Annotated in this window: 22 protein-coding genes; 10 read left to right on the top strand and 12 right to left on the bottom strand. The window is 69.5% G+C overall.

Annotated elements, in window-relative coordinates; translation table 11 throughout:
• The first annotated feature begins 68 nt into the window (after positions 1 to 68).
• On the top strand, positions 69 to 710 hold the full coding sequence (locus RUR_RS27345; protein WP_283138081.1) for a DUF998 domain-containing protein: 642 nt from the start codon (positions 69 to 71) through the stop codon (positions 708 to 710).
• A gap of 568 nt (positions 711 to 1,278) precedes the next feature.
• On the opposite strand, the gene RUR_RS27340 is transcribed toward RUR_RS27345, so the two are convergent.
• On the bottom strand, positions 1,279 to 2,376 hold the full coding sequence (locus RUR_RS27340) for a hypothetical protein (RefSeq protein ID WP_283138080.1): 1,098 nt from the start codon (positions 2,374 to 2,376) through the stop codon (positions 1,279 to 1,281).
• A gap of 190 nt (positions 2,377 to 2,566) precedes the next feature.
• Between RUR_RS27340 and recQ the strand changes: the two genes are divergently transcribed.
• The gene (gene recQ, locus RUR_RS27335; RefSeq protein ID WP_283138079.1) at positions 2,567 to 4,405 is read left to right on the top strand and encodes a DNA helicase RecQ; all 1,839 of its coding nucleotides are present in this window, start codon (positions 2,567 to 2,569) and stop codon (positions 4,403 to 4,405) included.
• Between the two features lie 228 nt (positions 4,406 to 4,633).
• A complete protein-coding gene (locus RUR_RS27330) occupies positions 4,634 to 5,881 on the top strand; it encodes a hypothetical protein (RefSeq protein WP_283138078.1) in 1,248 nt (415 codons plus the stop codon).
• Positions 5,882 to 5,944: 63 nt separating this feature from the next.
• Here RUR_RS27330 and RUR_RS27325 read toward each other — a convergent pair whose 3' ends face one another.
• Complete coding sequence (locus tag RUR_RS27325) at positions 5,945 to 6,742, bottom strand: SAM-dependent methyltransferase (RefSeq protein ID WP_283138077.1); 798 nt, start codon at positions 6,740 to 6,742, stop codon at positions 5,945 to 5,947.
• A 759-nt stretch (positions 6,743 to 7,501) separates the two neighbouring features.
• Between RUR_RS27325 and RUR_RS27320 the strand changes: the two genes are divergently transcribed.
• Positions 7,502 to 8,224 (top strand): hypothetical protein, encoded by a 723-nt coding sequence (locus tag RUR_RS27320; protein WP_283138076.1) that lies wholly within the window; start codon positions 7,502 to 7,504, stop codon positions 8,222 to 8,224.
• Between the two features lie 3 nt (positions 8,225 to 8,227).
• Here the strand turns inward: RUR_RS27320 and RUR_RS27315 are convergent, their stop codons facing one another.
• Positions 8,228 to 8,917, bottom strand: coding sequence for a hypothetical protein (locus RUR_RS27315; protein ID WP_283138075.1), 690 nt, complete (start codon positions 8,915 to 8,917; stop codon positions 8,228 to 8,230).
• 17 nt (positions 8,918 to 8,934) lie between these two features.
• Here RUR_RS27315 and RUR_RS27310 point away from each other — a divergent pair, with 17 nt between their 5' ends.
• Positions 8,935 to 9,162 carry a hypothetical protein gene (locus tag RUR_RS27310; RefSeq protein ID WP_283138074.1) on the top strand — a complete coding sequence of 76 codons (228 nt, stop codon included), beginning with the start codon at positions 8,935 to 8,937 and terminating at the stop codon, positions 9,160 to 9,162.
• 87 nt (positions 9,163 to 9,249) lie between these two features.
• Here RUR_RS27310 and RUR_RS27305 read toward each other — a convergent pair whose 3' ends face one another.
• Genes RUR_RS27305 through RUR_RS27290 form a run of 4 tightly spaced genes read right to left on the bottom strand, consistent with a single transcriptional unit; the run spans position 9,250 to position 11,752 of the window.
• The gene (locus tag RUR_RS27305; protein WP_283138073.1) at positions 9,250 to 9,969 is read right to left on the bottom strand and encodes a nucleotidyltransferase family protein; all 720 of its coding nucleotides are present in this window, start codon (positions 9,967 to 9,969) and stop codon (positions 9,250 to 9,252) included.
• Positions 9,970 to 10,026: 57 nt separating this feature from the next.
• Positions 10,027 to 10,665 (bottom strand): DUF2461 domain-containing protein, encoded by a 639-nt coding sequence (locus RUR_RS27300; protein ID WP_283138072.1) that lies wholly within the window; start codon positions 10,663 to 10,665, stop codon positions 10,027 to 10,029.
• Positions 10,666 to 10,717: 52 nt separating this feature from the next.
• Positions 10,718 to 10,903: a hypothetical protein gene (locus tag RUR_RS27295; RefSeq protein ID WP_283138071.1), complete on the bottom strand. Its 186-nt coding sequence runs from the start codon at positions 10,901 to 10,903 to the stop codon at positions 10,718 to 10,720.
• 45 nt (positions 10,904 to 10,948) lie between these two features.
• The gene (locus RUR_RS27290) at positions 10,949 to 11,752 is read right to left on the bottom strand and encodes an AfsR/SARP family transcriptional regulator (protein WP_283138070.1); all 804 of its coding nucleotides are present in this window, start codon (positions 11,750 to 11,752) and stop codon (positions 10,949 to 10,951) included.
• Positions 11,753 to 11,996: 244 nt separating this feature from the next.
• Between RUR_RS27290 and RUR_RS27285 the strand changes: the two genes are divergently transcribed.
• On the top strand, positions 11,997 to 12,920 hold the full coding sequence (locus RUR_RS27285) for a UbiA family prenyltransferase (RefSeq protein ID WP_283138069.1): 924 nt from the start codon (positions 11,997 to 11,999) through the stop codon (positions 12,918 to 12,920).
• Between the two features lie 462 nt (positions 12,921 to 13,382).
• On the opposite strand, the gene RUR_RS27280 is transcribed toward RUR_RS27285, so the two are convergent.
• Complete coding sequence (locus RUR_RS27280) at positions 13,383 to 15,893, bottom strand: non-ribosomal peptide synthetase (protein ID WP_283138068.1); 2,511 nt, start codon at positions 15,891 to 15,893, stop codon at positions 13,383 to 13,385.
• Positions 15,894 to 16,151: 258 nt separating this feature from the next.
• On the opposite strand from RUR_RS27280, the gene RUR_RS27275 reads away from it, so the two are divergent.
• The 3 genes from RUR_RS27275 (at position 16,152) to RUR_RS27265 (ending at position 19,794) form a co-directional block, all read left to right on the top strand.
• Positions 16,152 to 17,441: an MFS transporter gene (locus RUR_RS27275; RefSeq protein ID WP_283138067.1), complete on the top strand. Its 1,290-nt coding sequence runs from the start codon at positions 16,152 to 16,154 to the stop codon at positions 17,439 to 17,441.
• Between the two features lie 477 nt (positions 17,442 to 17,918).
• On the top strand, positions 17,919 to 19,100 hold the full coding sequence (locus RUR_RS27270; RefSeq protein ID WP_283138066.1) for a sensor histidine kinase: 1,182 nt from the start codon (positions 17,919 to 17,921) through the stop codon (positions 19,098 to 19,100).
• 4 nt (positions 19,101 to 19,104) lie between these two features.
• Positions 19,105 to 19,794, top strand: a complete 690-nt coding sequence (locus RUR_RS27265; RefSeq protein WP_283138065.1) for a response regulator — start codon at positions 19,105 to 19,107, stop codon at positions 19,792 to 19,794.
• Between the two features lie 74 nt (positions 19,795 to 19,868).
• Here the strand turns inward: RUR_RS27265 and RUR_RS27260 are convergent, their stop codons facing one another.
• Positions 19,869 to 20,153, bottom strand: a complete 285-nt coding sequence (locus RUR_RS27260; RefSeq protein ID WP_283138064.1) for a hypothetical protein — start codon at positions 20,151 to 20,153, stop codon at positions 19,869 to 19,871.
• 176 nt (positions 20,154 to 20,329) lie between these two features.
• Positions 20,330 to 21,823 carry an aldehyde dehydrogenase family protein gene (locus RUR_RS27255; protein ID WP_283138063.1) on the bottom strand — a complete coding sequence of 498 codons (1,494 nt, stop codon included), beginning with the start codon at positions 21,821 to 21,823 and terminating at the stop codon, positions 20,330 to 20,332.
• 285 nt (positions 21,824 to 22,108) lie between these two features.
• On the opposite strand from RUR_RS27255, the gene RUR_RS27250 reads away from it, so the two are divergent.
• Entirely contained in the window at positions 22,109 to 23,701 is a 1,593-nt protein-coding gene (locus tag RUR_RS27250) for a tryptophan halogenase family protein (RefSeq protein WP_283138062.1), read from the top strand.
• On the opposite strand, the gene RUR_RS27245 is transcribed toward RUR_RS27250, so the two are convergent.
• Positions 23,625 to 24,917: a type IV toxin-antitoxin system AbiEi family antitoxin domain-containing protein gene (locus RUR_RS27245; RefSeq protein WP_283138061.1), complete on the bottom strand. Its 1,293-nt coding sequence runs from the start codon at positions 24,915 to 24,917 to the stop codon at positions 23,625 to 23,627. The two genes, RUR_RS27250 and RUR_RS27245, sit on opposite strands and share 77 nt — an antisense overlap.
• A 582-nt stretch (positions 24,918 to 25,499) precedes the next feature.
• A complete protein-coding gene (locus tag RUR_RS27240; RefSeq protein ID WP_283138060.1) occupies positions 25,500 to 26,606 on the bottom strand; it encodes an acyl-CoA dehydrogenase family protein in 1,107 nt (368 codons plus the stop codon).
• Positions 26,607 to 26,680: the final 74 nt, after the last annotated feature.

The raw sequence follows: 26,680 nt of genomic DNA, 5'->3' as shown, positions 1-26,680 counted from the left end.
CCATTCGGTTTCCCGTCTGGCCGAACGGCCAAAGCGCCGGACCGGCCGTCGCGGATGGGCTTGCGGGTATGAGTACTCGGGCACTCCTCCGGTGCGGAGCCTTCGGCCCGCCGCTTTTCTACGCCGTTCTGCTGATCGAAGGGGCACTGCGCCCCGGATACGATCCCGTCTACCATTCCGGCAGCCACCTCGCCCTCGGCGGCCGGGGATGGATCCAGATCGTCAACTTCATTCTGCTCGGCCTGCTGCTGGTCGCCTTCGCGGTCGGCGTCCGACGGGTGCTGGACTCGCGGTGGATCGCCCTGTTCATCGGGCTCGTGGGCTTCGGCCTGATCGTTTCCGGGGTCTTCGTCATGGACCCGATGCAGGGCTACCCTCCCGGTGCCCCGGCGGGGATCCCGGCTGAGACGAGCGTGTCCCACCTCCTCCACGACCTGGGCGCCCTGCCCGTCTTCCTCGGGCTGCCGGCCGCCTGCGTGGCCGCCGCGGTCCGGTTCCCCGGCGGGTGGCGCCTCTACTCGGTGGCCACGGCGGTGGCCTCGTCGGCGCTTTTCATCTGGTACGGCCAGGTTTTCACGGCCGACCTGCCTTACGCGGGTCTCGTCCAGCGCGTCCTGGTGGGCGTGAACTGGCTCTGGCTCACCCTGCTCGCGGTGGATCTCCTGCGCGATCGGGCCCGACGGCCTGCGGATTCGGCCCCATCCCGCTGAAGGGCCGTCGGCCCCGTTTCCGGACCCGCCGTGTCCTGACCACGAATCGCGCGGGCGGAGCCGGGTTCCGCCCGTACCCGGGACCGGGCGAGGTCCGATACGGGCGGGGCAGGATTCGCCGCGTTTCGCCGTACTCGCGATCAAGGACGGTCGGGTACGGGCGGAGCCGGGTTCCCGGTCCGTACTCGCGATCGGGCGACGTCCGGTACGGAGCCGGGCCGGGGGCGTTCCGCCGGACCCGCCGTGTCCTGTCCACGAATCGTGTGGGCGGGGCCGGGTTCGCCGCGTTTCGCCGTACTCGCGATCAAGGACGGTCGGGTACGGGCGGAGCCGGGTTCCCGGTCTGTACCCGCGATCGGGCGACGTCCGGTACGGAGCCGGGCCGGGGGCGTTCCGCCGTACCCGTCCGGGGTTGGACGGGGTCGGTCGCGTTTCGCCGTACCCGCCCGTCGGGAGGTGGTCCGGTACGGGCGGAGCCCGGCGGCGGCGTTCCGCCGTACCCGCGACCGGGGAGACGCCGGGCGGCGGAGCGGGGGCGTCGCGACGTGCCGGCACGGGGGCCGGCACGTCAGCGGCGGCGGAGGATGAAGTGCTGTTCGTAGTCGCCGCCGCCGGCGGCGGCCACGGCCCACAGGTCCTTGGCGCCGGGGACGCGGACGAGGGCGGTCCGGGTGACGGTCTGGGGGTCGTGGGCGCGCTGGGCGCGGAGCGGGATCTCGGGGCCGTAGGACGGGACCCATTTGCCCTTCTTGTACTGGAGGAAGAGGACCTGCTTGCCGCGGGAGAAGTCGACGCCGCTCGCCCACAGGATCCCGGAGGCGTCCACGGCGAGGCCGGAGAGCCGCCCCTTGGCGATCGGCACCGGGACCCGCTTCCACGCGCGTCCGTCGTAGTGGAGCGCGAGCGGCCGCTGGGCGGAGGGGGTCAGCCCTTCGTTGCCCACGGCCCAGACGTCGTCCTTGCCGACCTGCAGAACCTCGGCGAGGAAGTCGCTGCGGTGCGCCGGGGTCGGGCTCTCGGCCCAGGTGGTCCCCCCGCCCGTGCCGTGCACCACCAGCGGGCGCGTGCCGTTCGTGCCGACCGCCCAGAGCTCGCCGGTGGGCGGGTACGCCGTGATCGACTCAAGGTAGCCCGGGGAGTCGTACTCCACGGCGAAGCCGCCACCGGCCGTCCAGGTCACGATCAAGGCCCGGTCGCGCACACCCGTGGTGAACCAGGGGCGCCCTTCGAAGGCCACGACGTCGTTCACGCTGTGTTCGGCGGACGCGCCGAACGGCTGGTAGGCGGTCCAGCCGGAGCCGTTCCAGTGCGCGGCCCAGGTGGTCGACCCGTTTCCGGCCAGCCACACGTCGTCCGGCCCGGCGGCGCTCACCGCCTCGATCCGGGTGGCGCCGCCGCGCGGGAGCGTGACCGCCTGCCAGCGTGTGCCGTCCCAGCGTTCGGCCGCCGGGCAGCCCGCCCGGTCCGCGGAGCTGCACCCGTAGCCGACGGCCCACACGTCGCGCGGCCCGGTCGCGGTCACGTCCGCGAGGGCGCTGGCGTGGCCGATGTCGGCGCCCTCGACGAGTTTCCACCGGGGGCCGTTCGCCTCGGCCGCGCCGGAGGTGAAGACCACCACACTCAGGATGACGAGCAGGACGCTCTGAACCCTCGAACGAGTCATCATCGGGACGCCTGTCCTGTTTCGGGGGCGCGGGACTTCAAGGTGCGGAATCGCGTTTAATGATCTAGCAGACGCGGCCCCGCGGCAAGGCCGGTCCGGTATGTGGCATGGGACTTTTCCACAGGGGTCGCGTTGTCCACAGGAGCCGCGTCGAGTTCGCCCGGCCGCCTTCTAGCCCTCGTAGACTGGCGCGATGTCCTCCCCCGAGAACGATTCCGAGATCAGCGACGCGGCACGGGTGCTCCGGCGCGTCTTCGGCTACGACACCTTCCGGGAGGGCCAGCAGGAGATCATCGAGCACGTCGTCGGCGGCGGCGACGCGCTCGTGCTCATGCCGACCGGTGGCGGCAAGTCGCTCTGCTACCAGATCCCGGCCCTGGTCCGCCGGGGGACCGGCGTGGTCGTCTCGCCGCTCATCGCGCTCATGCAGGACCAGGTCGACGCGCTGACCGGGCTCGGGGTGCGGGCGGGCTTCCTCAACTCCACCCAGGACCACGACGAACGGCGCCTGGTCGAGGCGGTCTTCCTCGCGGGTGAGCTGGACCTGCTCTACCTCGCGCCCGAACGCCTCCGGCTGGATTCGACGCTGAGCCTGCTCGCCCGGGGCGACGTCTCCCTGTTCGCCATCGACGAGGCGCACTGCGTGGCGCAGTGGGGACACGACTTCCGGCCCGACTACCTCGCCCTGTCGGCGCTGCACGAACGCTGGCCCGACGTGCCCCGCATCGCGCTGACCGCGACCGCCACCAAGGCCACCCACGCCGAGATCGCCTCCCGCCTCAACCTGGGGGCGGCCCGGCATTTCGTGGCGAGCTTCGACCGGCCCAACATCCGGTATCGGATCGAGCCCAAGAACGAGCCGAAACGGCAGCTGCTGCGCCTGCTCCGGACCGAGCACGCCGGGGACGCGGGCATCGTCTACTGCCTCTCCCGCTCCTCCGTCGAGAAGATCGCCGAGTTCCTGACCGCGAACGGCGTCGCCGCGCTGCCGTACCACGCGGGCCTGGACGCCCGGGTGCGGGCGGAGAACCAGGCCCGCTTCCTGCGGGAGGACGGGCTCGTGATGGTCGCCACCATCGCGTTCGGGATGGGGATCGACAAGCCCGACGTGCGGTTCGTCGCGCACCTGGACCTGCCCAAGTCCATCGAGGGCTACTACCAGGAGACCGGGCGCGCCGGGCGGGACGGGCTCCCCGCCACCGCCTGGCTCGCCTACGGGCTGCAGGACGTGATCCAGCAGCGCCGGCTGATCGACGTCTCCGAGGGCGACGACGCGCACCGCCGCCGGCTCGGGGTCCACCTGGACGCGATGCTGGCGCTCTGCGAGACGGTGGACTGCCGCCGGCGAAGGATCCTCGACTACTTCGGCCAGGGCTCGGTCGCCTGCGGGAACTGCGACACCTGCCTGTCGCCGCCGGAGGCGTGGGACGGCACGGTGGCGGCGCAGAAACTGCTGTCCACGGTGTTGCGGCTCCGGCGGGAGCGGCAGCAGAGCTTCGGGGCCGGTCATCTCATCGACATCCTGCTGGGCCGGCAGACGCCGAAGGTGGCGCAGTTCCGGCACGACTCGCTCACGGTGTTCGGGGTCGGCACCGAGCTCACCGAGTCCGAATGGCGCGGCGTGGTCCGCCAGCTGCTCGCCCAGGGGCTCCTCGCCGTCGAAGGCGACTACGGCACGCTGGTGCTCACCGAATCCAGCGGCGAGGTGCTGGGCCGCCGCCGCGAGGTGCTGATGCGGCGTGAGGTGAAGGTACGGAGGGAGCCGGCCGCCCCCAAGTCCCGTGGAGCCGCGGCGGCACCGGCCGAGCTTTCTGAGGAGGCCCTGCCGGTGTTCGAACGGCTGCGCGCGTGGCGGGCGGCGACCGCCAAGGAGCAGGGCGTTCCCGCCTATGTGATCTTCCACGACGCCACCCTGCGGGAGATCGCCACCCGGTCGCCCTCATCGCTGGACGAGCTGAGCAAGGTGAGCGGGGTCGGGGAGAGCAAGCTGGCGAAGTACGGGCAGCAGGTCCTGGACACCCTCGGGGCCTAGCCCGGCCCGCACTCCCGAGGGGGTGCGGGGCGCGGCGCGTACCGGTCGGCCCGTAACCGCGCTTCCGGTGAAGCCGCAGGTCGACAGGGTGGGACGGGATTGATAACAGGAGGCTGTCAGCTTCACTCCCGTCCCACGGGTTCGCGCGTGTTTCGCAAACAAGGCGTCAAAAACCTGGAATGATCGCCGAGTATCCTGTCGGACATCGAGACTGACGGACAGTGACTGATGCCACCCATTGATCAAATCACCACCTTCGCATCGGACCATCCGGTCGGAACGATCGTTCTTTGCGCGGTCGCCCTGGTAGTCCTGGGCCTGGCCTACTTCGCCCTGCGCGCCACATACCGCGTGGGAGAGCGGTTCTTCCAGCGTTTCATCGCGCCGCGTCCGACCGAGGACATCCTCACGATCGTCGCCGCCAGCATCGCGACCGGGGTTTCCGCCCAGGGCATGTGGCGGTTCTCCGGAGACGTGCTCGGATTTGACGGGCCGTTGCGGCTCCTGCTTTTCGCCTTCATCGAAGTCGCCGTCATCACCAGCGCGGTGCGCGCTCGCCGCAACATGCGCGAGAACTACGCCGCGGGCATCGACGGCGTCGCCGTGTGGGCGCTCACCGGCCTGTCGGCCGTCCTGTCCAGCATGGACGCGCGCAGCCTCGCCGAGGCCATGTTCCGGCTCGCCGCGCCGCTGGTTGCCGCATGGCTCTGGGAGCGCGGCATGAGGATCGAGCGGCACCGCATCACCGGCCGCCACCGCATCAACTGGCGGATCACCCCCGAGCGGGCGCTGGTCCGGATCGGCCTTGCCGAGGTGAGCGACCGCACCGCCAGCGACGTGGACGCCCACCGTCGGCTCACCCGGGTCGCGCTCGCCGCCAAGCGGGCGCGCGCCCTGCGCGCCACCGGTGCCTCGGACCGCAAGATGCGCGCCGCGCTCGCCAGGCTGGACCGGGCGATGGACCAGGCGGTGGAGCACACCGGACTCGCCGTCGACACCGAACGCCAGGAGGCGCTGCTGCGGCAGATCGGCGCCCTCTACAACACCTCCACGCTGATCGACCTGAAGCCGCCGGTCCCATGGGAGCCCGAGCCCGAGCCGCCGTCGGCGGCGATGTCGCTCGCCATGTCGCTCGCGGAGGACGAGGCGGAGGAGTTCAAGATGCTCGACGCCCCCGCCGCCCCGCTGGTGGTGAACACGGCCCAGCGCGCGACGCTCCTTCGGGCGGCCCGGGAATACTGGGACAGTCAGATCGAGCGCAAGCACGTCCCCCGGGCGGCGGAGATCGCCAGGGAGGTCGGGGTCCCGCTGCACACCGCGCGGGAGTACCGGGCGCTGTGGAAGCTGGAGCCGCGGGCCTACGCCTTGATCGAGGCCGCCTACCACGAGCACGGGATCATCGACAGCGGGATCTTCCCCGCGGTTGAGGTGCCGGAGCGGATCCTGGCGGTGAACGGCTCGTCCGCGAACCACTGACCCTCACATGACTGAAGGGGTGTCTCCCGGTGCGGGAGACACCCCTTCAGTCGTCGCCGGGGGTCAGTTGAGCCGGCCGACCCCCGCGGCGACCTTGAGCGCGGTGGGCGGCGCCTTCTCGTCCGGCCACCACTCCTGGACGTCCACGACGCCGGGTTCCAGGATCTCAAAGCCGTCGAACATCTGCTCGATCTCGGCCCGGGTCCGGAAGTTCATCGAGGCGGTGGAGTGCTCGGAGATCTCCTCGATCTTGGCCTTGGCGGCGGGGTCGCTGCCGTCGGTGCAGAACTGCGAGATCATGACGTGGCTGCCGGGGGCGAGCCGGTCGCGGAACCTGGCGACCAGCGCGGGCGGGTCGTCCTCGTCGTCGACCAGGTGGAAAAGGCCGACGAAGAGCAGCAGCATCGGCTTCTCGAAGTCGATGTGCCGCCGGACGCTGGGATGCTTGAAGATCTCGTCGGGGTCGCGTACGTCGGCCTGGATGGAGACCACCCCGTCGTCCCCCGCGAGCAGGGCGTTGTTGTGCAGGAGGACGATGGGGTCATTGTCGATGTAGACGACCCGGGCGTCGGGGATGATCGCCCGCGCGGCCTCGTGCACGTTGGGGGAGGTCGGGATCCCGGTGCCGATGTCGAGGAACTGGTCGATTCCCAGGCGGGCGCACATCTCCGTCACGCGGATCAGGAACCTGCGCTGGGCCATGGCGACGACGGGAAGGTCGGGGGCGAGCGCCATCACCTGCTCGGCTCCGTCGCGGTCCACCGCGTAGTTGTCCTTGCCGCCGAGCACATAGTCGTAGGCCCTGGCGTGGCTCATCTGCGTGACGTCGACCCCAAGCGGTACCCGCCGCTGTTCGCCCATGGCCTGCTCCCGTGCTCCGCGAACGATCTCGTGGAGGAGATCGTATCTCCGGGTTGACCCTCTTTAAGCGTGATTGGATTGATAACACGACTGTTAGTCGTAAAAAGCACAGATTGTGATGAGCTGTGCTTCAGGCGGTGTACGGCTCGCGCCCGATCGACGGGCTGCCGGGGCATTTCGGGTGTGCCCGGCCGTATCGGGTCACGGTAGCGTGTCGTCAGCACATCCTTGTGAGCACGTCCGGTCGGGGCCGGTGCGGCGGGCGCTCGCCGGGTGACCTGAGTCCGCTCCGGGGCCGGGGAGAGGCGACGCGGCTCCGGGATTCGCGTGGACCGACGCGGCCCGGGTGACTCCGACACCGATCTCGTCCGTATGGGAAATCCGCCGGTGAATCCGCGGACGCTTCCCGGTGAACAGCGAGATCGGTGATCCAGTGGGGTGGTGGGGTGAATGTAGGCAAGCACCTAATTGTCCGTTTTCTCGGTAATTCAATTTAGATGCTGATTCTTCGGATCGGTGAGGGCAGCGGGCCGTTCCGCTCGGCCCACGGGCGCCGGAGCCGGCCGGAATCGTCTGACACACCCGATGGGACCCCGTCATGCCTGCACCGATTGAGATTGAAGGCCGGTCCGCCCCGGCCGAATCGTTCCTCACCTCGGCGTGGACGGGAGCCCCGGACGGCGGAAGGCCGGCGGCCGAGCCCGACATAGGGACGGAGCCCGGACTTCGCCCGCCGCCCGAGGCCCGTCAGGGGACCAGGTGACCCCATCGTCGGTGATCCGGGTCGTCCGGGAGAGGCTCTCCCCGCTCGTCCACACGATCGACTGGGCGCCGCTCGCCGTCGCCGCGATCACCAGCGTCCTGGTGGCCGGGGTGACGTTCGCCGACACCGGCCCGCACCCGCAGGACGCGACCGGGCTGCTCCGCATGTCGGCGGTCCTCCTCGGCGCGGGGGCGGGGTTCGCCCTCGTCGGCTCCGGCCCGGCCCGGGCCCGGATCCGCCGCTCGCTCCGGATCCTGCTCGTAGCCGTAGGCACCGTCGGCGCGTGGACCGCGTCCCTGTTCATCATCTGGCTCCGCCTCGCCCGCGGCACCGAGCTCGGCGTGGTCCGGCTCGCCGTCGAGGCGGTCGCCTACAACGTGGCCGGTCTCGCCTTCACCCTCGCCGAGCTGCCGGGCCGGTTCGGCCGCCGCGCCGGATGGCGGATCTCCGTGGCCGTCCTCGCCGTCGCCTCGGCGACGGCGCTCATCGCCGGTGTCCTGGCCTCGGGGCCGGTGCCCGGGGACGCCGACGTGGGACGGCTTGTCCACGCCGAGCCGGACCCGCTTGCCGAATCGGCGCCGGGTGTCCAGGCGGATCCCGGCGGGGCCGCGCAGCGGGACGTCACGGCCGGCGCCGGCTGGACGGAGATGTACGCGGACTGGCTGCTCTTCTTCCCCGTTCCGCTGTTCGTGCTCGCCTTCGCCGGGAGAAACCGATGACGGTCAGCGCCGCCGCGTCCGCCCGGTGTCGGCGGGGATCCGCACCGAGATCTCGCCCCCAAGCCGGAAGCCCTCGACCATTCCCAGGTCGTCGCCGCTCCAGAACCGCCCGGGGTCGTACCAGTTCGGCCGGCGGCCGGTGGGGAGCAGCCCCATCGCCTCGTAGGTGACGGCCACCACCTCGGCGCAGTACGCGGTCTCCAGGGCGGACTCCCCCCACTGCCCGTCCTCGCCGGCCCGCCGGCGGCCGGGCAGGCGGATCCGGGGGATCCGGCCGCGGAGCCAGCGTCCGGCGAGCCGGGCGGTCGACGGGAAGGGGGTGCCGTCCAGGCGGGCCACGGTCCGCAGCACGGCGTCCTCCATCTCCCGGGTGATCGCCGGGTCGAGCTGGCGGAGCCAGGCCCGCTGACCGTACCGGTTCGCCCAGACGGAGACGGCGTCCCGCGCGTCGTGCAGCTGGACGCCCCGCTGGTGGGTCCCGGACCACAGGTCGGGCAGCGACTTGCCGAGTTCGGCGTGCCACATCAGCGGCGGCATGTCGTCGACGACCACGGACATCCCCACGTGGTTGACCGGGCTGTTGGTGGTCATCTGGATGGCGCGGTCCGGCCCGGAACGCCCGCGGAACACCCAGACGTCGCCGGTCCTGGTCAGCTCCAGGGCCTCGTCGAGGGTGATGCTCGCGTCACTCACGCAACTAGCCTATGGGTATGCGAATGCGGTGGTGGAAGATAATCGGCCTGGCCGGCTTCGCGGGGGTCGCGGCCACGGGGGTGGTGCTCGCCCGAGCCGAGCGCAGGCGCCGCGCGTACACCCCGGAGGAGATCCGGGCCCGGCTGCACGAGCGTTTGGCCGAGGTCACGGCGTCCGAGCGGCCCGAGGCGCCGCCCCCGGACCCGGATCCCCCGCGACCTGACCGTGGGACGCCGTCCGCGTAGGCGGAACCGGTTGCCGTCTCGGTGAGGCGTCCGACGGTGGGACGGGCGACCCGGGATCGGTCCCCGGGACGGCGATCCGGACGTCCGCTACCAGCCGAGGCGGCCGATCTCGGTGGTGGCCTCGTTGACGTCCTTGACGGTGTCGACGCCCCGCCAGTAGCCCTCGATCTTGTGGGCGGCGAGCTTTTTGTCCACGGCGAGCTGCGGGAACACGGTGTCCTCGTGGTCGCCCTTGACCGGCAGGAGCGGTGTCACGCCGGGGTCGAAGACGTAGATGCCGCCGTTGATCCAGTACGGCAGCCGCGGCGACTGGACGAAGCCGACGATGCGGTCTTCGTCGTCAAGGGTGGCGATGCCCCAGGTCGTACGGTACTGGGCGAGTGCGATCGTGGCCATCGCGCCCGCCGAGACATGCCGGTCGACCATCTCGCCCAGGGGGAAACGGGTGAGGACGTCGCCGTTGAGCGCCAGCCAGAGCTCGTCCCGGTAGGGCAGGTGTCCCGCGGCGAACCGGAGCGCCCCGCCCCGGCCGAGCGGCTCGGACTCCACCGCCACTTCGATCTTCAGAGGGTAGGGGTGGTCGTGCAGGTGCTCCTGCAGGACGTCGGCCCGGTAACCGCAGGAGACCACGACGTGCTCGGCTCCTTGGACGGACAGCCACTCGAGCTGCCAGTCCAGAATGGCCTTGCCGGCCACGGGCACCATCGCCTTGGGCCGGTCGTCGGTGTAGGGCCGCAGGCGCGTCGCCTGACCTCCGGCCAGGATGACGGCCTGGCGTACCGATGGGTTCGTGCTGCTAATCGCCATTGTTGAACCCTAGCGCCTGGACTTCCCGATCGGCCTTCCGTCAGGGCCGTACCGGGATCAGGGCGTGGGCTTGGCGTTGACCGAGATCCAGTCCAGCATCGGGGTGAGGGCCCGCCAGATCTCACGCACCCGGGCGAGCGGTTCGCCGGTGTGCATCCAGGCCGCGGGGGCGAAGCGCAGCCCGGCGTCGATCTTTTTGTGCCGGATCAGGTCGATGCGCGAGTGGTCCTTCGGATAGCCGCGCGGGGCGGTTTTGAGCCGCTCGCCGCCGATCTGGAACCCGCCGTCGCGCAGCACGGCGACGATCGCGGCCAGCCCGGGACCGGTGACGTCGTCCTCGACGGCCGCGCGGAAGCGGGTCACCTGCTCGGTCGCCCAGGGGTAGAAGCGTCCGGAGACGTAGAGGCCGCCGGCGTCGACCTGAACCCAGTAGCCGAGGCACGGCTCGGTGTCGGTGTAGGCGCCTTGATAGATCTTGTAGGGGGACTTGTCGTTGGAGAAACGCGAGTCACGCTGGGGCCGGAGCACCTGCACCTCGCCGAATTCACCGGACAGCTCCTCGGCCAGCGCGGCCATCGGGGCGTGGACCGCGCGGTCGTACACCGCCTTCTCGCGCTTCATGAACTCTTTGGTGTTGTCGGCGGCGAGCCTGTCGTAGAACGCGAAGGTCTCCGCGGAGAAGCCCGTGAAAGCCATGGAAGTCACCTTGTCACGATGGGGGACACGCCGTCAGCCGATTCCGGGCACGTCAGGCGAGCCGGAGCCGGCCTCTCGGGGAGAAGAGGCGGGTACGGCTGACGCCGTACGCCCAGGGACCGCGCTGGCGGCCGGCGGGCTGCTTGGGGGCGAGCCCGCCCACCAGTCCGAAGGTGAGGATCGTGGCGGCGAAGACGGTAAGCAGCCGCCACAGCAGCGTGGTCACGAGGGTGTTCACGGGAGTCCTCCGCGTGGCTGGGATGGGGTTGACGGGATCGGGGGGTCACCGGGCTCCGGCGACCGCCACCAGGTGGGTGCGCGCCCGGTTGCGCAGCAGCGAGGTGTGGATGCGCTCGGTCCGGTCGGTCGGCTCGATGCCGAGGTCGTTGCGGAGGCGGATGCGGCACAGCTCGTACCAGTCCCGGACGCGGCCCAGCTCGCCGAGCTCGCCGTGCATCATCATCAGGGTCTGATAGGTGTCCTCATGGTAGGGGTCCAGGTCGAGGATGCGCCGGCACCAGTGCATCGCCTCGGGCCAGTCCTCCCGCTCCAGGGCGTCGGCCCGCAGCGTGGTCAGGGCGCGCTGCCCGATGCCGCGGATCCACTGGCGCTGTTCGTTGATCCAGTCACCGGTCTCGCCGGCCAGGAAGTCCCCGGTGTACAGCTCGGCGGCGCGGCGGAACCACTCCAGCGCCTGGAGGTGGTCCTTGGCGACCCAGGCGAGGCGGCCGCGCTGGAACGCGCGCTCGAACTCGTCGACGTCCACCCACACGCCTTCGGCGCGGAGCAGGTAGCCGTGGTCCTGGTGGACCAGGGTGAAGTCCTCGTCCGCGCCGTAGGAGGCGAGGATCCGCCGTACGGCGTGCACCGCGACCTTCAGTGAGCTGGAGCCGCGATCGCAGGAGTCGGGCCAGAGCACCTCCTGGAGCCGGTCGCGGTGCACAAGCCTGCCCCGGTTGATGAGGAGGTACTGGAACAGGGCACGGGCCTTGCCCGCCCGCCAGTGGGCGACCTGCTGATCGTTGATCACTAGACGGAACTGCCCCATGCAACGGGCCACCACTGTGGGAATGGTTGCGGTGAGCATTTCGTGTCGTCCTTTCGCCGAATCTCCCCCGGTCCGGCTTGGCCGGCTCGCCTGGCCGCGCGGGTGGGTTCACTGTGAACGGTACGAATTGCCCGAAGCCACGATCAAGGTATTTGCCCCCAAGGTGTAATGGGGACTACGACGTTAGTCGTAGTCCGATACGCGCCTTGCGGGATATACGAGGGTTCATTCCTAGATAAACGATTAATGCGCAGACGTAGCCTCCACCGTATTGGGGCGGGAAATGACGCATCAATCGTTCAAGATCAGCGCATCGGCGTCCACGGTCGTCACACCCAACTGGCGGACACTGCGCCTCGCCTGGGTCGAGGCCCGGCCCGTGGTTCAGGTGATCTTCCAGCTCCGCCTCGTCGTCGGCGCCCTCCTCGCCGCCGGCGGGCTCAGCGGCGTCACCTGGGGAACCATGATGACCGGAGCGAGCGCCTGGCTCTTCCTCACCTGGTCGGTGTACCTCGTCAACGGGGCGGCCGACATCGTCGAGGACCGCTCGAACGGGTCCAACCGGCCCATCGCCCGCGACGACCTCTCCTCGGTCACCGCCGGCCGGCTCGCGATGCTCCTCGGCACCTTGGGGCTGCTCTTCGCCGCCGGGGTCTCCGAGCGGTTCTTCGTCCTCGCCCTGCTGCTCCTCGTCCTCGGCTGGGTCTACTCCACCGGACCGGCGCCGTTGAAGAACACCGTGGCCGGCGTCCAGGTGGCGGTCGTCGGGGCCGGAATCGTGACCTACCTCGCGGGCATGAACGCAGCGGGGATCCCGGTGAACTCGGCGATGCTGGTCTTCGCGGTCGCGATGTCGGCCTGGATGGGCATCGGCGGCCTGGCGAAGGACCTCTCCGACATCGAGGGCGACCGCGACGCGGGACGCCGTACCCTCCCGCTGATCTGGGGGGACCGCGGAGCGAAGATCGTCGTCGGCCTCGGCGCCGGCGCGGTGGGAGTCGCCTTCGTGACCGGCGCGCTCATCTGCGCCCCCGGGCTGCTGGGCGCGGCGTGCCTGGTCCTCGCCGGAGGCCTCGGCCTGGCGGTGTCCGCCCTGGGCCGCTGGAGCGTCGGCAACCGCTCACGCCGGCGTCTGCCGTACCGCGTCTTCATGATCACGCAGTACTCGACCCACCTTCTCGTCCTCACCGACCTCGTTGCCTGGTAGGCCGCGCGACGGCATGCAGCGGGCATCGGCACGGGAGATCGGCGATATGACATCGGAAAGAGCCCGGAATCGGGTGGAACACCCGGAACCTCGGCCCGGCACCGTGACGAAACCCTTCTTTATCGAATCGGAGTTGAGATCTATCGTGACGCGTGAAGATGTGCCCCCGATCATCGGTGAGTTGAGAATAGTTGAGGAAATCGGTTCGATGGGAAATCGAAAAGAATGTTTCAAATGCTTTGGCGGTGGTTTGCTGAAAAGAATTATTGCCACCTGGATGTTTCTTTCTCGGCCGGCGGCCTGCGTGACGACGGTCCGGCTTTGTGAAGCGGCCTGGCCGGGAGCTCCCCAGGTGTCGCGCATGTGGGCCGGGTTTGTTGACAAAAGCCGAGGGGCATCGCGTTTCCGTGAGCCGGAAACCGGCGGAATCAGAGGTGATTCCGCCGGTTGTCGGACGGGGTCTCAGCACGCCGGTCGGACGGGGACGGGTTCGGCGACCTCGGTCTCCTCGCCGAGCGCCTCGATGAGCTCGGCGGTCTCGACCGCGGTCGTCCCGTGCACCGGGTGAGCGGAGATGACCCGGGCGAGATCGGCGACGACCGGGTTGTCGAAGACGTGGCGCAGCGGCACCTCGACGTCGAGCAGCTCGCGCAGGTTGTAGGCGAGCCGCGTGCCGCTGAGGGAGTCTCCGCCGAGCCGCAGGAAGTTGCCGTTCCGGTCCACCTGCTCCCCGCCGAGGACATCGCTCATCAGCCGGCAGATCAGGCGTTCCAGCGCGTTCCTCGGCTCACCGGAGCGGTCCGGCTCCACGGCCGCGCGGACCGCCGGCGCGGGGCCGCCCGCCCGTTCGGTGAGCGAGAGCCGGTCGATCTTGCCGTTGCGGGTCAGCGGGAGCGCGTCGAGGACGTCCAGCGACGAGGGCACCATGTAGGAGGGGAGCACGGCGCGCAGCGCGGACCGTACCTCACGGGTGTCCACCCCGCGTCCGACCAGGTAGGCGTGGAGCCGGCGCACCCCGAAACCGTTCTTGGGGGCGACCACCACGGCCGCCTCGACCGACGGGTGCTCACGCAGCGCGGCCTCGATCTCGCCGAGCTCGATCCGGTAGCCCTGGATCTTCACCTGGTGATCCTCACGGCCGAGGATCTCGATGTTGCCGTCGGGGAGGTACCGCCCGATGTCCCCGGTGAGGTAGGCGCGCTCCCCGGTCTCCGGGAGCGTGACGAACTGCGCGGCGGTACGGACCTCGTCGGCGAAGTACCCGTGGGCGAGTCCGACGGGGCTCGCGACCGCCATCTGCCCCGGCACCCAGACGGGCCGCTGCCGCAGATCGCCGTCGACGATGTAGTAGCGCTGGTTGGTGATGGGCTTGCCGTACGGGATGCTCGTCCAGGCGGGGTCGACCTCGCCGATCTCGTAGAAGACCGACCAGCAGATCGTCTCGGTCGGCCCGCCTGAGCCGATCAGGTTGACGTTCCCGGCCTGGGCGCGGAGCCGCCGGGGCAGGGTCAGGGGGATCCAGTCGCCGGAGAGCACGGCCAGGCGCAGCGACTCGAGCGGGCGATCGTCCCGGATCTCGGCCTGCCCGACGATCATCTCCATGATCGCCGGTACGGAGTTCCACAGGGTCACCGACTCCGTCCGCACCCGATCGGTCCACCGGTCCGGCTGGGCGCGCTCGAACGGATCGGGCAGGACCACCGTGCCACCCGCCGCCGGCACCCCGAACACGTCGTAGATCGAGGCGTCGAAGTGCAGCCCCGAGATCCCGAAGGCCCGGTCCTCCGGTCCCACCCCGAAACGGGCGTTGACGTCGGTGATGAGGTTGACCACTCCGCGGTGGTCCACCATCACGCCCTTGGGCTCCCCGGTCGAGCCCGAGGTGAAGATGGCGTAGGCCAGGTCGCCGGGGCTCTGCGCCGAGGGCGGCGGGCTCGCGTCCCCGGTCTCGAACTCCTGGTCGACCCGGTGGCGTGTCACCTGAGCGGGCCAGGTAAGCCGCTCGTCCAGCCACGACTGCGTGAGAATGTGGCGGACCCGGCCTCGCTCCACCAGACGGGCCAGCCGCTCCGCCGGCACCCCCGCGTCGATCGGCAGGTAGGCGGCACCCGAGGTCAGCACGCCGTAGACGGCGGCGTACTGCTCCCAGCCCTTCTCCATGACGATCGCGACCAGCTCGCCCGGTACGGCGCCCGCCTCGCGCAGCCGCCTGCCGATGCGGTTGGCGTACCGCGCCAGCTCGCCGTAGGAGAGCCGGCGCCGGCCGTCGACGACCGCCTCGGCGTCCGGCCGCGCCTCCGCCTGGGCGGCGACGATCTCGTGCAGGAGGACGGAGGGGATCGGCCCGGCGGTGTCGTTCACCTGGGCGATGAGCGCGCGATCGGCCTCCGGCAGCGGGTCGGGACGGCGCTGCGCCCAGGTCGCGGAATCCGTGAGCCGGTGGAGCAGCGCCTGAAAGGACTCGACGGCTCCGTCGATCAGCCCGGGCGGAAACGCCTCGGCGTCGAAGTCCCACCACAGTTCCAGCCCGCCCGCGTCCTCGGTGTAACCCACGCTCAGCGGCGCGTCGGCGTCCGCCTGGGCGAGGGCGCCGAACACCACGGGCAGGCCGGCCGCGTCGGGGCCGGGCACGGCGCGGGCGATCGATCGCCGGACCTCCAGGACCTCCGCGGCGAACGTCGCGGCGTGCCCCAGGGCCGTCACGGCCTTGACCGGCGTACGGAAGGCCCGGTAGGCGAGGGTGAACTCGGGGCTCTTGCACCGTGAACGGATCACCTCGGCGAACGCGGCGACAAGCAGGGTGTCCGGATCCGCTCCGATGTCACGGACATGGCCGGTCAGCGCCCGCCAGTCGCCCGGATCGAGCCGGTGGATGCGCCGGCTGTTCCGCCGGACCGCGCGCGAAACGGCGGCGATCGGCAGATCCGGGGGAGACGGGGAACGCACGTCGTCCGGCCCGTTCAGAACGGTCATAGGTTTCTCCCATCATTGCGTCGGCATCGCGAAACTAGATGGGTTTGGTTACGCCTCGGGAGACATCGGCAATGACGTCGAATCCCACGTAACCGGGCGATAACCCTGGGTTTTTAGCCTCACGTGAGGCTCCCCCGATGAGGGCTGTCGGGAGGTGATGAACGTTCGACGGTGCGACTGTTCCCAGGCTAATCCCCAGACTTGCCCGAGGGCCACCGATCCAAGCCCTTCCCCTGGAAAAGGAAAGAGGACGTTGAAATGGCACTCAACAAACACGCCGACTTCAATCGGCTCTGGGCTGGTCAGACAGCCAGCAATTTCGGCGACAAGATTTCATTGCTGGCACTGCCCACCATCGCCATTGTTGTTCTCGGCGGGGGCGCGTTCGAAGCCGGTGTGCTCGGCGCGCTGCGCTTCCTCCCGTTCTTCGTGCTCGCGCCGATCGCCGGTCTGGTAGCGGACCGGTTCTCCCGGCGAGCGATCATGATCGTCGCCGACGTCGGCCGCATGATCGCTCTCGGATCGATTCCGGTGGCCTTCGCGTTCGACACGGTCAGCATGGCCCACCTCTACATCGTCGCGGCCACGGCCGGCATCCTCACCACGTTCTTCGAGGTTTCCTACCAGTCCTACCTGCCGCAGCTGGTCGGCAACGAGAACCTGGTCGAAGGCAACACCAAGCTGCAGATCAGCCGGAGCCTCGCCGAGGTCGTCGGCGCTGCGGCCGGTGGTGCCCTGATGCAGTTCGTCGGAATCGCGCGCGCGGTCGCGATCGACGCCTTCACCTTCCTCATCTCGATCGTCGCCCTGCTGTTCATCCGGGACCGCGACGTCCGCCGGCGCACCAGGGACCGTCAGCAGTCGGCCGCCTTCGAGATGAAGGAGGGCATGCGCACGCTCTTCGGCACCCCGACGCTGCGCAGCCTGTTCGTGTCCAGCAGCGTGGTCAACCTCGGTGCCGCGATGGGTGACGCCCTCCTGATCGTCTACGCGTACAAGCAGCTCGGCCTGAGCCCCGGTCAGGTCGGTGCCGCCGCGGCGGTGGGCGGCGTGTTCGTGATCGTCGGCGCGGTGTTCTCCGGCAAGGTCGCCGAGTTCTTCACCCTCGGCCGCACGCTCGTCATCACCGCGGTCGTCCTGGGCGCGGGCTACGCGCTGCTGCCGTCGGCCGGGGCCGTGGGCGCCTTCGTCGGGTTGATCGTGATCCAGGCGATCATCGGCTTCGTCAGCCCGATGTACGACATCCACGTGCTCAGCCTGGTGCAGGGCGTCACGCCGAACGAGCAGATGGGCCGGGTCAGCGGCACCGCGCTCGCGGTGGTCTACGGCGCGCTCTCCCTCGGCTACGCGATCGGCGGCGGCGTGGGCGAGACCCTCGGGCTCACGGCCGGTCTGCTGCTCGCGGGCGGCATCACCGTGATCGGCGGACTCACCCTGCTGGCCGGTCCGGTCCGCTCCATCCGGGACATGCCGAGCACCGGTGACGGCGGTGAGGGAAACCCTTCCACGCCTGAGTCGTCACGCGACGCCATGGCGACGCCGGTCTGACCTCCCACCTCGGATCGGCTGAGCCGGCTCCGTGGCCCCGTCCCCCACCGGGGGCGGGGCCACATCGTTTTCGCGGTCTCGGACGGGCCCGGTACGGCGCGCGCGCACCGGACTCTGCGGCCGGCGCCCGGGCCGGTCGGCCCGGCACGGGCGGATGCACGGGCCCACACTGGGATAATGCTGCAAAGATGCTGAAAGAGGCGAGATGGTGTTCAATATAGGTTTGTGTTGATTGTCGGGGTTAGGGGTGGACTTGACAGGCTTTAATGTCAGGCCAGAAGTCTGATGATCCCCATGTTTCACTGTGAGTTCCGCATTTTTCCGTAGGTAACCCACAGACATGGACAAACAGGGTCAGATGTCTTGCTCTACCCAGGGGAGCTCCATAACATCTGCGTTAGTCCGATGCCATGTGTAGATGGAACATCATATTCCCCGCTCAAAAGAAGATCTGTCCCCGAGCTTTCGAGGTGTGGGATGGCGAAGGCCGACAAGGATCATCAGTACGTCAAGGGGACAATACGCTACGATCCTGATCTTATTTGCCAGGCGGTCCTCATTGAGTACGAGCGGCACCTGGCCGCGACCGGGAGTCCGGTCCTGACCGACGCCGGCATTCAGGAGCAGCTCAAGATTCAGGCGTCCCTGGTCACCAAGGACGTCCTGGCGCGCTGGTGGAACCTGGATCTGGACGACCGGACCTCACTGCCGCTCAGCATGGAGATCGGGGCGAAGCGGGCGCAGGCGGGTGTCCACCCCACCCAGTCCCTGCACGCGGCGGCCCTCATGTTCGAGGCCGCGTTTCCCGTCCTCGCGCAGCGGCTCGTCGCCGAGGACGACCATCCCGTCGAAGGGGTCCTCACGATCGGCCTGGAGCTGCACCGTTCCATCATGGTGCGGCTCGCGGTGGGGTCGGTCCCCTACGTCAACTTCCTGCTGGGCAAGCTGCTCTCCGCCTACCAGGACGAACGCCACCGGATCGCCAGGGACCTGCACGACCGGATCGCGCACGGGATGGGGGTGGCGCTCCAGCAGCTCGACCTGTACGAGGTGTACCGGGACGACGACCCCGAACGCGCGGCGAACAACCTCGCCACCGCCCGCCAGGCGATCAGAGAGGGGCTCCAGGGGACCAGACAGCTCTCGGCGGACCTGTGGGAAAAGGTCGGCGACGACAGCTTGGAGGTCGCGCTGCGGAAATACCTGCGGACCACGGTACCCCGGTCCACGCGCGTTTCCGTCGACGTTCAGGGGCCGCCAATCTCCCTTCCCTGGGAGGTAACGGAAGAACTTTACATTTTGCTCCGCGAAGCCGTTCGAAATGCCATGCTGCACTCGGGTACCACCGAACTCGCCGTAGCGCTGGAAACAGCCGACGGGGTGCTGCGCGCCTCCGTCAGCGACCACGGCTGCGGATTCGACGTCGTGGCCACCCAAGCCCGGAAGAAGGGCGGCGGATTGACGTCCATGCGGGAACGCGCGGCGCTGCTCGGCGGAACGGTCGCCGTGCTCAGCAACGCGGGGGAGGGGACCACGGTGGAGGTACGGATTCCCATGTCCGACGACCCCATACTCACGACGTGGCAGCGTCGTGAGGTGGAGCGGGGCAGGGCGAGCGGCGAGGCCGGCGGGACGTCGTCCAAGCGGTCGGGGCCGTGACGCCGTGAGCGCTCCCGACGAGCCATCCATCCGGGTCGTCCTCGCCGACGATCACACACTCTTTCGCGACGGCCTCGCCCAGCTGATCCAGACCGATCCGGCCTTCCAGATCGTCGGACAGGCCGCGGACGGCGACCGGACCGTCCAGATCGTGACCGCGCTCCGTCCCGACATCCTCGTCCTGGATGTGGAGATGCCCGGGCCCGGGGCCCGGGCCGTCGTCACCGGGTTGCGCAGAACCTGTCCCGAAGTCTCGGTCATCGTGCTGACCATGCACCAGAACTCCAGGATCGTCCAGGAGCTGCTCGACTGCGGCGCGGCCGCCTACCTCGTCAAGAACATCGCCAGGGACCAGCTCATCGCCGCCCTGCACGCCGTGTACCAGAGTCCGCGCAACGTCCTGCTCTCGGTGTCCCGGGAGACCCTCGGCGGAGGGGGGGACCCCCGGGAAGGGACGCCGCGGCGGCTGTCGACCCGGGAGATGGAGGTGCTCCGGTTGACCGCCGAGGCGTTCTCCAACTCGCAGATCGCCACCAGACTCGGCATCAGCGAGGCCACGGTGAAACGGCATCTCACGAACATCTACGCCAAACTCGGCGCGGTCTCCCGCGTCGACTCGGTGCGCAAGGCGATGGCCGCCAAGCTCATTCACCCCATGATTGACGGCGGGGGTGGGGGTCGGCCGCGCGACTGAGTTCCCGGCTCCCGGGTGATCGTTGCGTTGTGCGCCCGTCCCGAGGCGTGCGGAACACGCCGGTCATCGGGATTTCAGCACTGCTGCCCGAGCAGGGTGCCCTGGAGGACTCTCGCCTCGCGGCACTGGTACACGCCGGCGTCGGGACCGGAGGAAATGACGACCCTGCTCGCGCCTGATCCCGAACCGGTGCAGCCGGTTCCCCAAATGACGTAGGGGACGAGCGTGGAGACACGATGCCGGGTTCCGTCCTCGCAGACGAAGTTCCCGTAGGCCTGGGCTTGCGCAGCGGGGGACACCGACAGCGAACCCGCGAGAATCGCCACGGCGACGCCGAGATGCCTGATGCGGAAGGCCATGGTTTCCCTCTCGTGGCGGGGATGAGATCTGCCGTATACCCCAGGGCGGACGAGACCCACCTGTCCGGCGTGGCCGATTCCGGACATCGGAGGAGACCGCCACGTGATCAACGGCCTCCCGCGGAGACTTCTCCCCGGTCGAGAGGCCGTGCGGGTCTGCGGAACCCGGTGGTGGATCAGGTTGTGCCGCCGACCGTCACCTGGACGTCGCTCTCGCCGAGCTGGATCGACTTGACCTCGCAGAACGACTCCAGGCCCCAGGACCCGAGCTCGCGGCCGTTGCCGGACTGCTTGTAGCCGCCGAACGGCGCCAGAAGGTTGAAAGGCGCCCCGTTGACGTCGACGCGGCCGGTGCGAATCCGGCGGGCGACGGCGAGCGCGCGCTCCTCCGACGCGGACCAGACCGCACCGTGCAGCCCGTACTCGCTGTCGTTGGCGATCCGCACCGCGTCGGCCTCGTCCTGGTAGGGGATTAGCACGACGACCGGCCCGAAGATCTCCTCCCTGGCGATCCGCATGTCGTTGTGGACACCGGCGAAGACGGTGGGACGGACGAAGAAGCCCCGGTCCAGGCCGGGAGGCGGAGCGGCCCCTCCGGTGACGAGCCGTGCGCCCTCCTGCTCGCCGAGGAGGATGTAGTCGCGAATCCGCCCGCGGGCCACGGCGGAGACGACCGGCCCGAGGTCGACGCCGGCGTCGAACGGGTCGCCGACGCGCAGGGAGTCCGCGGTGGCGGCGGCGATCTCGACCGCCTCGGCGTAGCGGGAGCGCTGAACCAGGATCCGGCTCCACGCGAGGCACGCCTGGCCGGAGTTGAAGCAGGCCTGGCGGACGCCGGCGCCGACCGCCCGGTCCAGCGGGGCGTCGTCGAGGACGATGTTGGCGTTCTTGCCGCCGAGTTCCAGGTGGACCCGTTTGACGCTGTCCGCGGCGAGCGCGGAGACGTGGCGTCCCGCCCGGGCCGACCCGGTCAGCGAGACCATCGCCACGTCGGGGTGACTCGCGATCGCCGAGCCGACGACGGGACCCGAGCCGCTGACCAGGTTGACCACACCGGGCGGTAGGTCGCACTCGGTGAGGAGGTCGGCGAGCCGGAACGTGTTGAGCGGCGTGACCTCACTCGGCTTGAGCACGACCGTGCACCCCGCCGCGAGCGCGGGCACGAGCTTCTGCACGACCAGCAGCAGGGGGACGTTCCACGGGGTGATGCAGCCGACGACCCCGATGGGCTCGCGGATCACGAGGGAGCCGCCGATCCGCTGCTCGAACGGGTGGTTCGGCACCAGTTCCAGGTAGGAACGCAGCACGCCGAGCGCGAACTCCACCTGGACGCCGCGGGACAGCTGCCGGGGCATGCCGACCTCCTGAGTGATCAGGTCGGCGAACCCGTCGGCGTCGCGTTCAAGCAGCTCAAGGAGCTTGCGCAGCGGGCGCAGCCGTGCCTGCAGCGGCTGCGCCGACCAGCCGGGGAAGGCCGCGGCGGCGGCGTGCACGGCCCGTCCGGCGTCCATGGCCGAGCCGGCGGGGACACTGCCGATGACCTCCTCGGTGGTGGGGTCGACGACGGTGAACCGCTCATCGACGCTCGGCCGCGTCCAGGCACCCCCGATCCACATCGAGTCACGATGATCGGGCAACACCGTTCTCGTGATGGGCATGGTCGCGGTCATGGTGCCCTCCTGGTCGCTTTCCGTTCGCGGGGACCACAGTCTCGTCACCCGGTCGGCGTCGGACCCGCACGGTAACGGGACGGGGTTACGCCCGGGTTTTCGATGATCGTCAGAAAATTCGCGCTTTGGGGTTGCGCAATCCATGGCGATCACTACCTTTGATGCTCAAGGCCGCCGTACTTCGCGTAACCACTGTCTAACTGGAACCTTTTACGGTCACCACTGTGACCGACGACCACCGCGCCTCCCGACCGGCGCAAGGTTCTGATGGAAACGGAGTGCGTAGTGGACAATCGCATTAAGCACGTGGTCATCCTCGGCGGTGGTACCGCGGGCTGGATGACGGCCAGTTACCTCGGCAAGGCTCTGCAAGGCACGGTGCGGATCACGGTTTTGGAGGCGCCGACCATCGCCAAGATCGGCGTTGGCGAGGCGACCGTGCCCAATCTCCAGAAGGCGTTCTTCGACTACCTCGGCATTCCCGAGGACGAGTGGATGACCCAGTGCAACGCCAGCTTCAAGATGGCGGTCAAGTTCATCAACTGGCGGACCCCCGGTCCGGCCGTGTCGACCACCCGCACCCTCGACGACGGCGGAAACGACCATTTCTTCCACCCGTTCGGAATCCTGCCCGACCAGGACCAGATTCCGCTGTCGCACTACTGGTACAACAACGTGCACAACGGCCGGACCACCGAGCCGTTCGACTACGCGTGCTTCCGTGAGCCACCGCTGATGGACGCCAACCTCGCGCCCCGTTTCGCGGACGGCACCCACGCCACCCGATACGCCTGGCACTTCGACGCCCACCTGGTGGCCGATTTCCTTCGGCGCTTCGCGACGGAGAAGCAGAACGTTCGTCACGTTCAGGATGAGATGACCGAGGCGGTCCTCGACTCGCGGGGTCATGTCACCGCGTTGAAGACCAAGGGCGGTCTGACCCTTGAGGGCGACCTTTTCGTGGACTGCTCCGGATTCCGCGGTCTTCTCATCAACAAGACCATGGACGAGCCGTTCATCGACATGAGCGACCATCTGATGAACGACAGCGCCGTGGCCACCGCCGTCCCGCACGACGACGAGGCGAACGGGGTGGAGCCCTACACCTCGGCGATCGCCATGCCGTCGGGCTGGACCTGGAAGATCCCGATGCTGGGCCGGTTTGGCACGGGCTACGTCTACTCCAGCCAGTTTGCGAGCAAGGACGAGGCGACCCGGGACTTCTGCGGGCTGTGGGGCCTCGACCCGGAGAACACCCGGCTCAACCACATTCGTTTCCGGGTCGGCCGCAACCGCCGGGCCTGGGTGAACAACGTCGTGAGCATCGGCCTCGCCTCGTGCTTCCTGGAGCCACTGGAGTCGAGCGGGATCTACTTCATCTACGCGGCGATCTACCAGCTCGCCAAGCACTTCCCGGACAAGCGCTTCGACCCGGTCCTGGTCGACAGGTTCAACCGGGAGATCGAGCTGATGTTCGACGACACGCGGGACTTCATTCAGGCGCACTTCTACTTCTCCCCCCGCCAGGACACCCCGTTCTGGAAGGCGAACAAGGAGCTGTACCTGCCGGAGGCCATCCGGGAGAAGATGGAGACCTACAAGGCCGGCTTGGCGGTCAACCAGCCTGTGACGGACGAGAGTAACTACTACGGCAATTTCGAAGCCGAGTTCCGTAACTTCTGGACAAACGGGAGCTACTACTGCATCTTCGCCGGCCTCGGCTGTCTCCCCGACCACCCGCTGCCCGCGCTCACCTATAAGGACGACTCGATCCGGGCGGCCGAGTCGCTGTTCGCCAAGGTCAAGGAGGAGCAGCGCGAGCTGATGCGCGTCCTGCCCACCAACTACGAGTACCTGCGCAGCCTCCACGGGAGGTGACGGGCGGCACCCCGTCACCCATCCGATGTCCCGCTCCGCCATCCAGGGCGACGGAGCGGGACATCGTGCGTTGCGCCACGACGCCGCTTGGTCCCGGAGCCATCCGATTCAGGTCCGTACGGTCGGTCGGCACACCATGCCCGTGGGGTCCATCCGGCCCTGGGGGTACCCGCTGGGCTGTGACAGGACCGGCCGCACCTGTTGAGCTGAGAGCCCGCAGGGTGCGCTCCGCGCCGCAGCCCGGTCGGCACGGTCTCAACCGTCCGGTCCAGCCGTTGGCGGTGAGCACCGTGGCCTGCACCGCGGCGATCTCGCAGGGCCGGCCGGTGACGTCGTTCCAGCCGAAGCGGAGGGTGAACTCGCCGTCGACGGCCGCCTGGTTGTCCCGCCACATGTCTCGCAGGACGCCGTCCCCGGTGTGACCTCGCTGCCCGTCGAGCTCGATTCTGGTCCGATAGGCACGGACCAGGTTGTCGACGACGATGCCCCGACCGTCGGCCTTCCGCCGGACCTGCCGCTGCGCCCTGGGCAGCCCATGCGGGCGCTCCACATCGCGGACATAGCGGAGCTCCAGTATGGACTGGGCGCCGTCGGCGATTTCGCCGCACGTCTCGAGGATCTCGGCTCGCCATCTCATCTTCGGGCGCTTCCGGATCATGCCGACGATCCGGGCGTGGGTGGTGATTCCTCGACGTACGGCCTCCGCTATCAGGGCGGTGGCCTGATCCAGTCCTGTCGCGCTCTGGGTCAGATCGAACACCGTCTCCTCCACACGGGTGCACGGTGGCCGCTTGCTCGGATGCGTGGACGATGTGAGGTAGGACGAATGGTGAATCTTGATCCAGGGTTCGGGGGAGCGCACGGTGCGTCCGCTGGGCACGGTGATGTGCACGGTGCGGTTGTCCGGGCGGGGCTCGGAGAGCGACCAGATCTCGCCGGCCGACTCGTGACTGAGGACCGCGCCGCGGCCACATAGGAGCACCGCGCCCCACATCCGGGCCGAACGGTTCAAAGGCCCCGTGAAGGTCGAGTAGACCGCGCGACGCTTACCGGCTTTCCCCATGTCGGAGCAGAGACGCCGCCACCTGCCCGTCCGGAGGCGATGCCAGAGCTGTTTGCGGGACATCCCCTGCCGCAGAGCCTGCTCGCGTGTGATCATCCCACTCTGGCTGGCCGCCAGGGCGAGCGTCGCCTGCTCCGCAGCCTTGAGATTCATGCGGATCGGTCTTCGCCCTGCCCTCATGACAAAAGACCCCCGAGCGTCGTTCTGTGGACGGTCACGCGGGGGTGATCTTCATCTGTGGATATCCAGCGAGCCTGTTCCCGCGTGATCGTTGTGGTGTGTGGCCGCTCCTGGGCGCGGATAGCGCAATGATCACGGGAGCAAGGGAGGGCGGAGGCGACGTGGCCTCCGCGCGTGTGATCGTTGTGGTGTGTGGCTGCGTTGGGGGGCGGACAGGACAATGATCACGGGGTAGAGGGTGGCGGCGACCGGCCTCGGTTTCCTCGCCTCCCGCGTGATCGTTGTGGTGTGTGGCCCTTCAAGGGTGCGGACAGCGCAATGATCACGGGAGCGTGGGGCGGCGTAGCCGTACCTCTCGGCGGTCACGACGACAGGCCCCCGTGCGCCGTTCTGCGGACGGACACGCGGGGGCGATCTTCAACTGTGGTCATCCCGGTGAGCCCGTCCCAGGTGATCGTTGTGGTGTGTGGCCCTTCAGGGGTGCGGACAGCGCAACGATCACGGGAGCGTGGGGCGGCGTAGCCGTACCTCTCGACGATCAGTGGGCTGGGACGATCAGGTGGGCTGGGGGGTGCCGGCGGCCGTCTCCCACAGCAGGGTCGGGCGACCGCAGCGCAGGGCCTCCCAGGCGACCCGGCGGTAGCAGGTGGCGACCACCGAGCGGCGGCCGAGACCCGACGCGCCGTGCAGGTGAACGGCGTCCCGGGTGACGTCGAGGGCGGTCTCGGCGGTGAGCGCGAGCAGCCCCGCCGCCTCGGTGGAGGTGAGGGTGTGCCGGTCCAGGGACCGGGCGGCGTCGGCGACGGCCCAGCGTACGGCGTCGAGACGCGCGAGTAGTCCCGCGACGCGCAGGCGGGGTGCCTGGTGCTGGACGAGCGCCTTGCCCATGGACCGGCGGCTGCGGATCCGTTCGACGGCCGCCGTGAGGGTGGCCGCGGTGAGGCCGATCAGCATCGCCGCCTGGTACACGGCCACCCGCAGCCCGACCCGCCGGAGCGCCTGCTCGGCCTCGTGCCCGCGGAGCAGAATCGCCTCGGCGGAGACCGGCGCGTCGGTGAGCACGGCCATCGCGGTGGGGCCGCCACCCCGGTCGGTGAGGGTACGCAGCTCGACGCCGGGGCTCGGCAGGGTGAGCAGGCTCACCAGCGGCCCGTCCTCGGCGGGCGCCAGGGTGAGCAGGGCGCCGGGTTCGACGCCGACGGCGAACGGCCCGGCGGTGCCGCTCAGGCGGCCGGCGGAGTCGCCGTCGGCTCGCCAGGTCAGCCCGGTGGCGAGGCAGCCGGCGAGCCCGGGAAGCCGGCCGGGCATGGCGACGGGGACGTCGCCGCCGCGGACCGCGTCGAACAGGTCCCGGTGCGTGTCCAGCACGCCGAGGACGTCGAGGGCGACGAGCGTGCCGAGGAGGGGGATGGGCTGGGTCGAGCTGCCCACCTCCTCGCTGAGCATGGTGACGACCTCGTGGCCGAGGTCCAGGCCGCCGCGGTCGACGGGCGTCCCGAAGTCCCAGGCGCCGACGTCGGTCAGCGCGGCCCAGGCGTCGGCGGGGTTCTCCCCGCCGGCGAGCAGCGCCTGTCGTACGGTCAGCCGCAGCTGACGGAAGAGGGGCTCCTCCTCCTCCCATTCGGTCCACCATTCGCGGTGGCCCGGGTCCTGCGTGGTCACGGTCTACCTCCGTGGTGTCTGGCGAAGGGCATGGTGATCCGTGCGCTGTGTGTGCCCCGGACGGGGCGCATACC

Origin of the sequence: Rhizohabitans arisaemae, from assembly GCF_025996515.1 — a bacterium.
Taxonomy (GTDB): Bacteria; Actinomycetota; Actinomycetes; order Streptosporangiales; family Streptosporangiaceae; genus Rhizohabitans; species Rhizohabitans arisaemae.
This window is presented reverse-complemented; position numbering and strand designations above follow the sequence as displayed.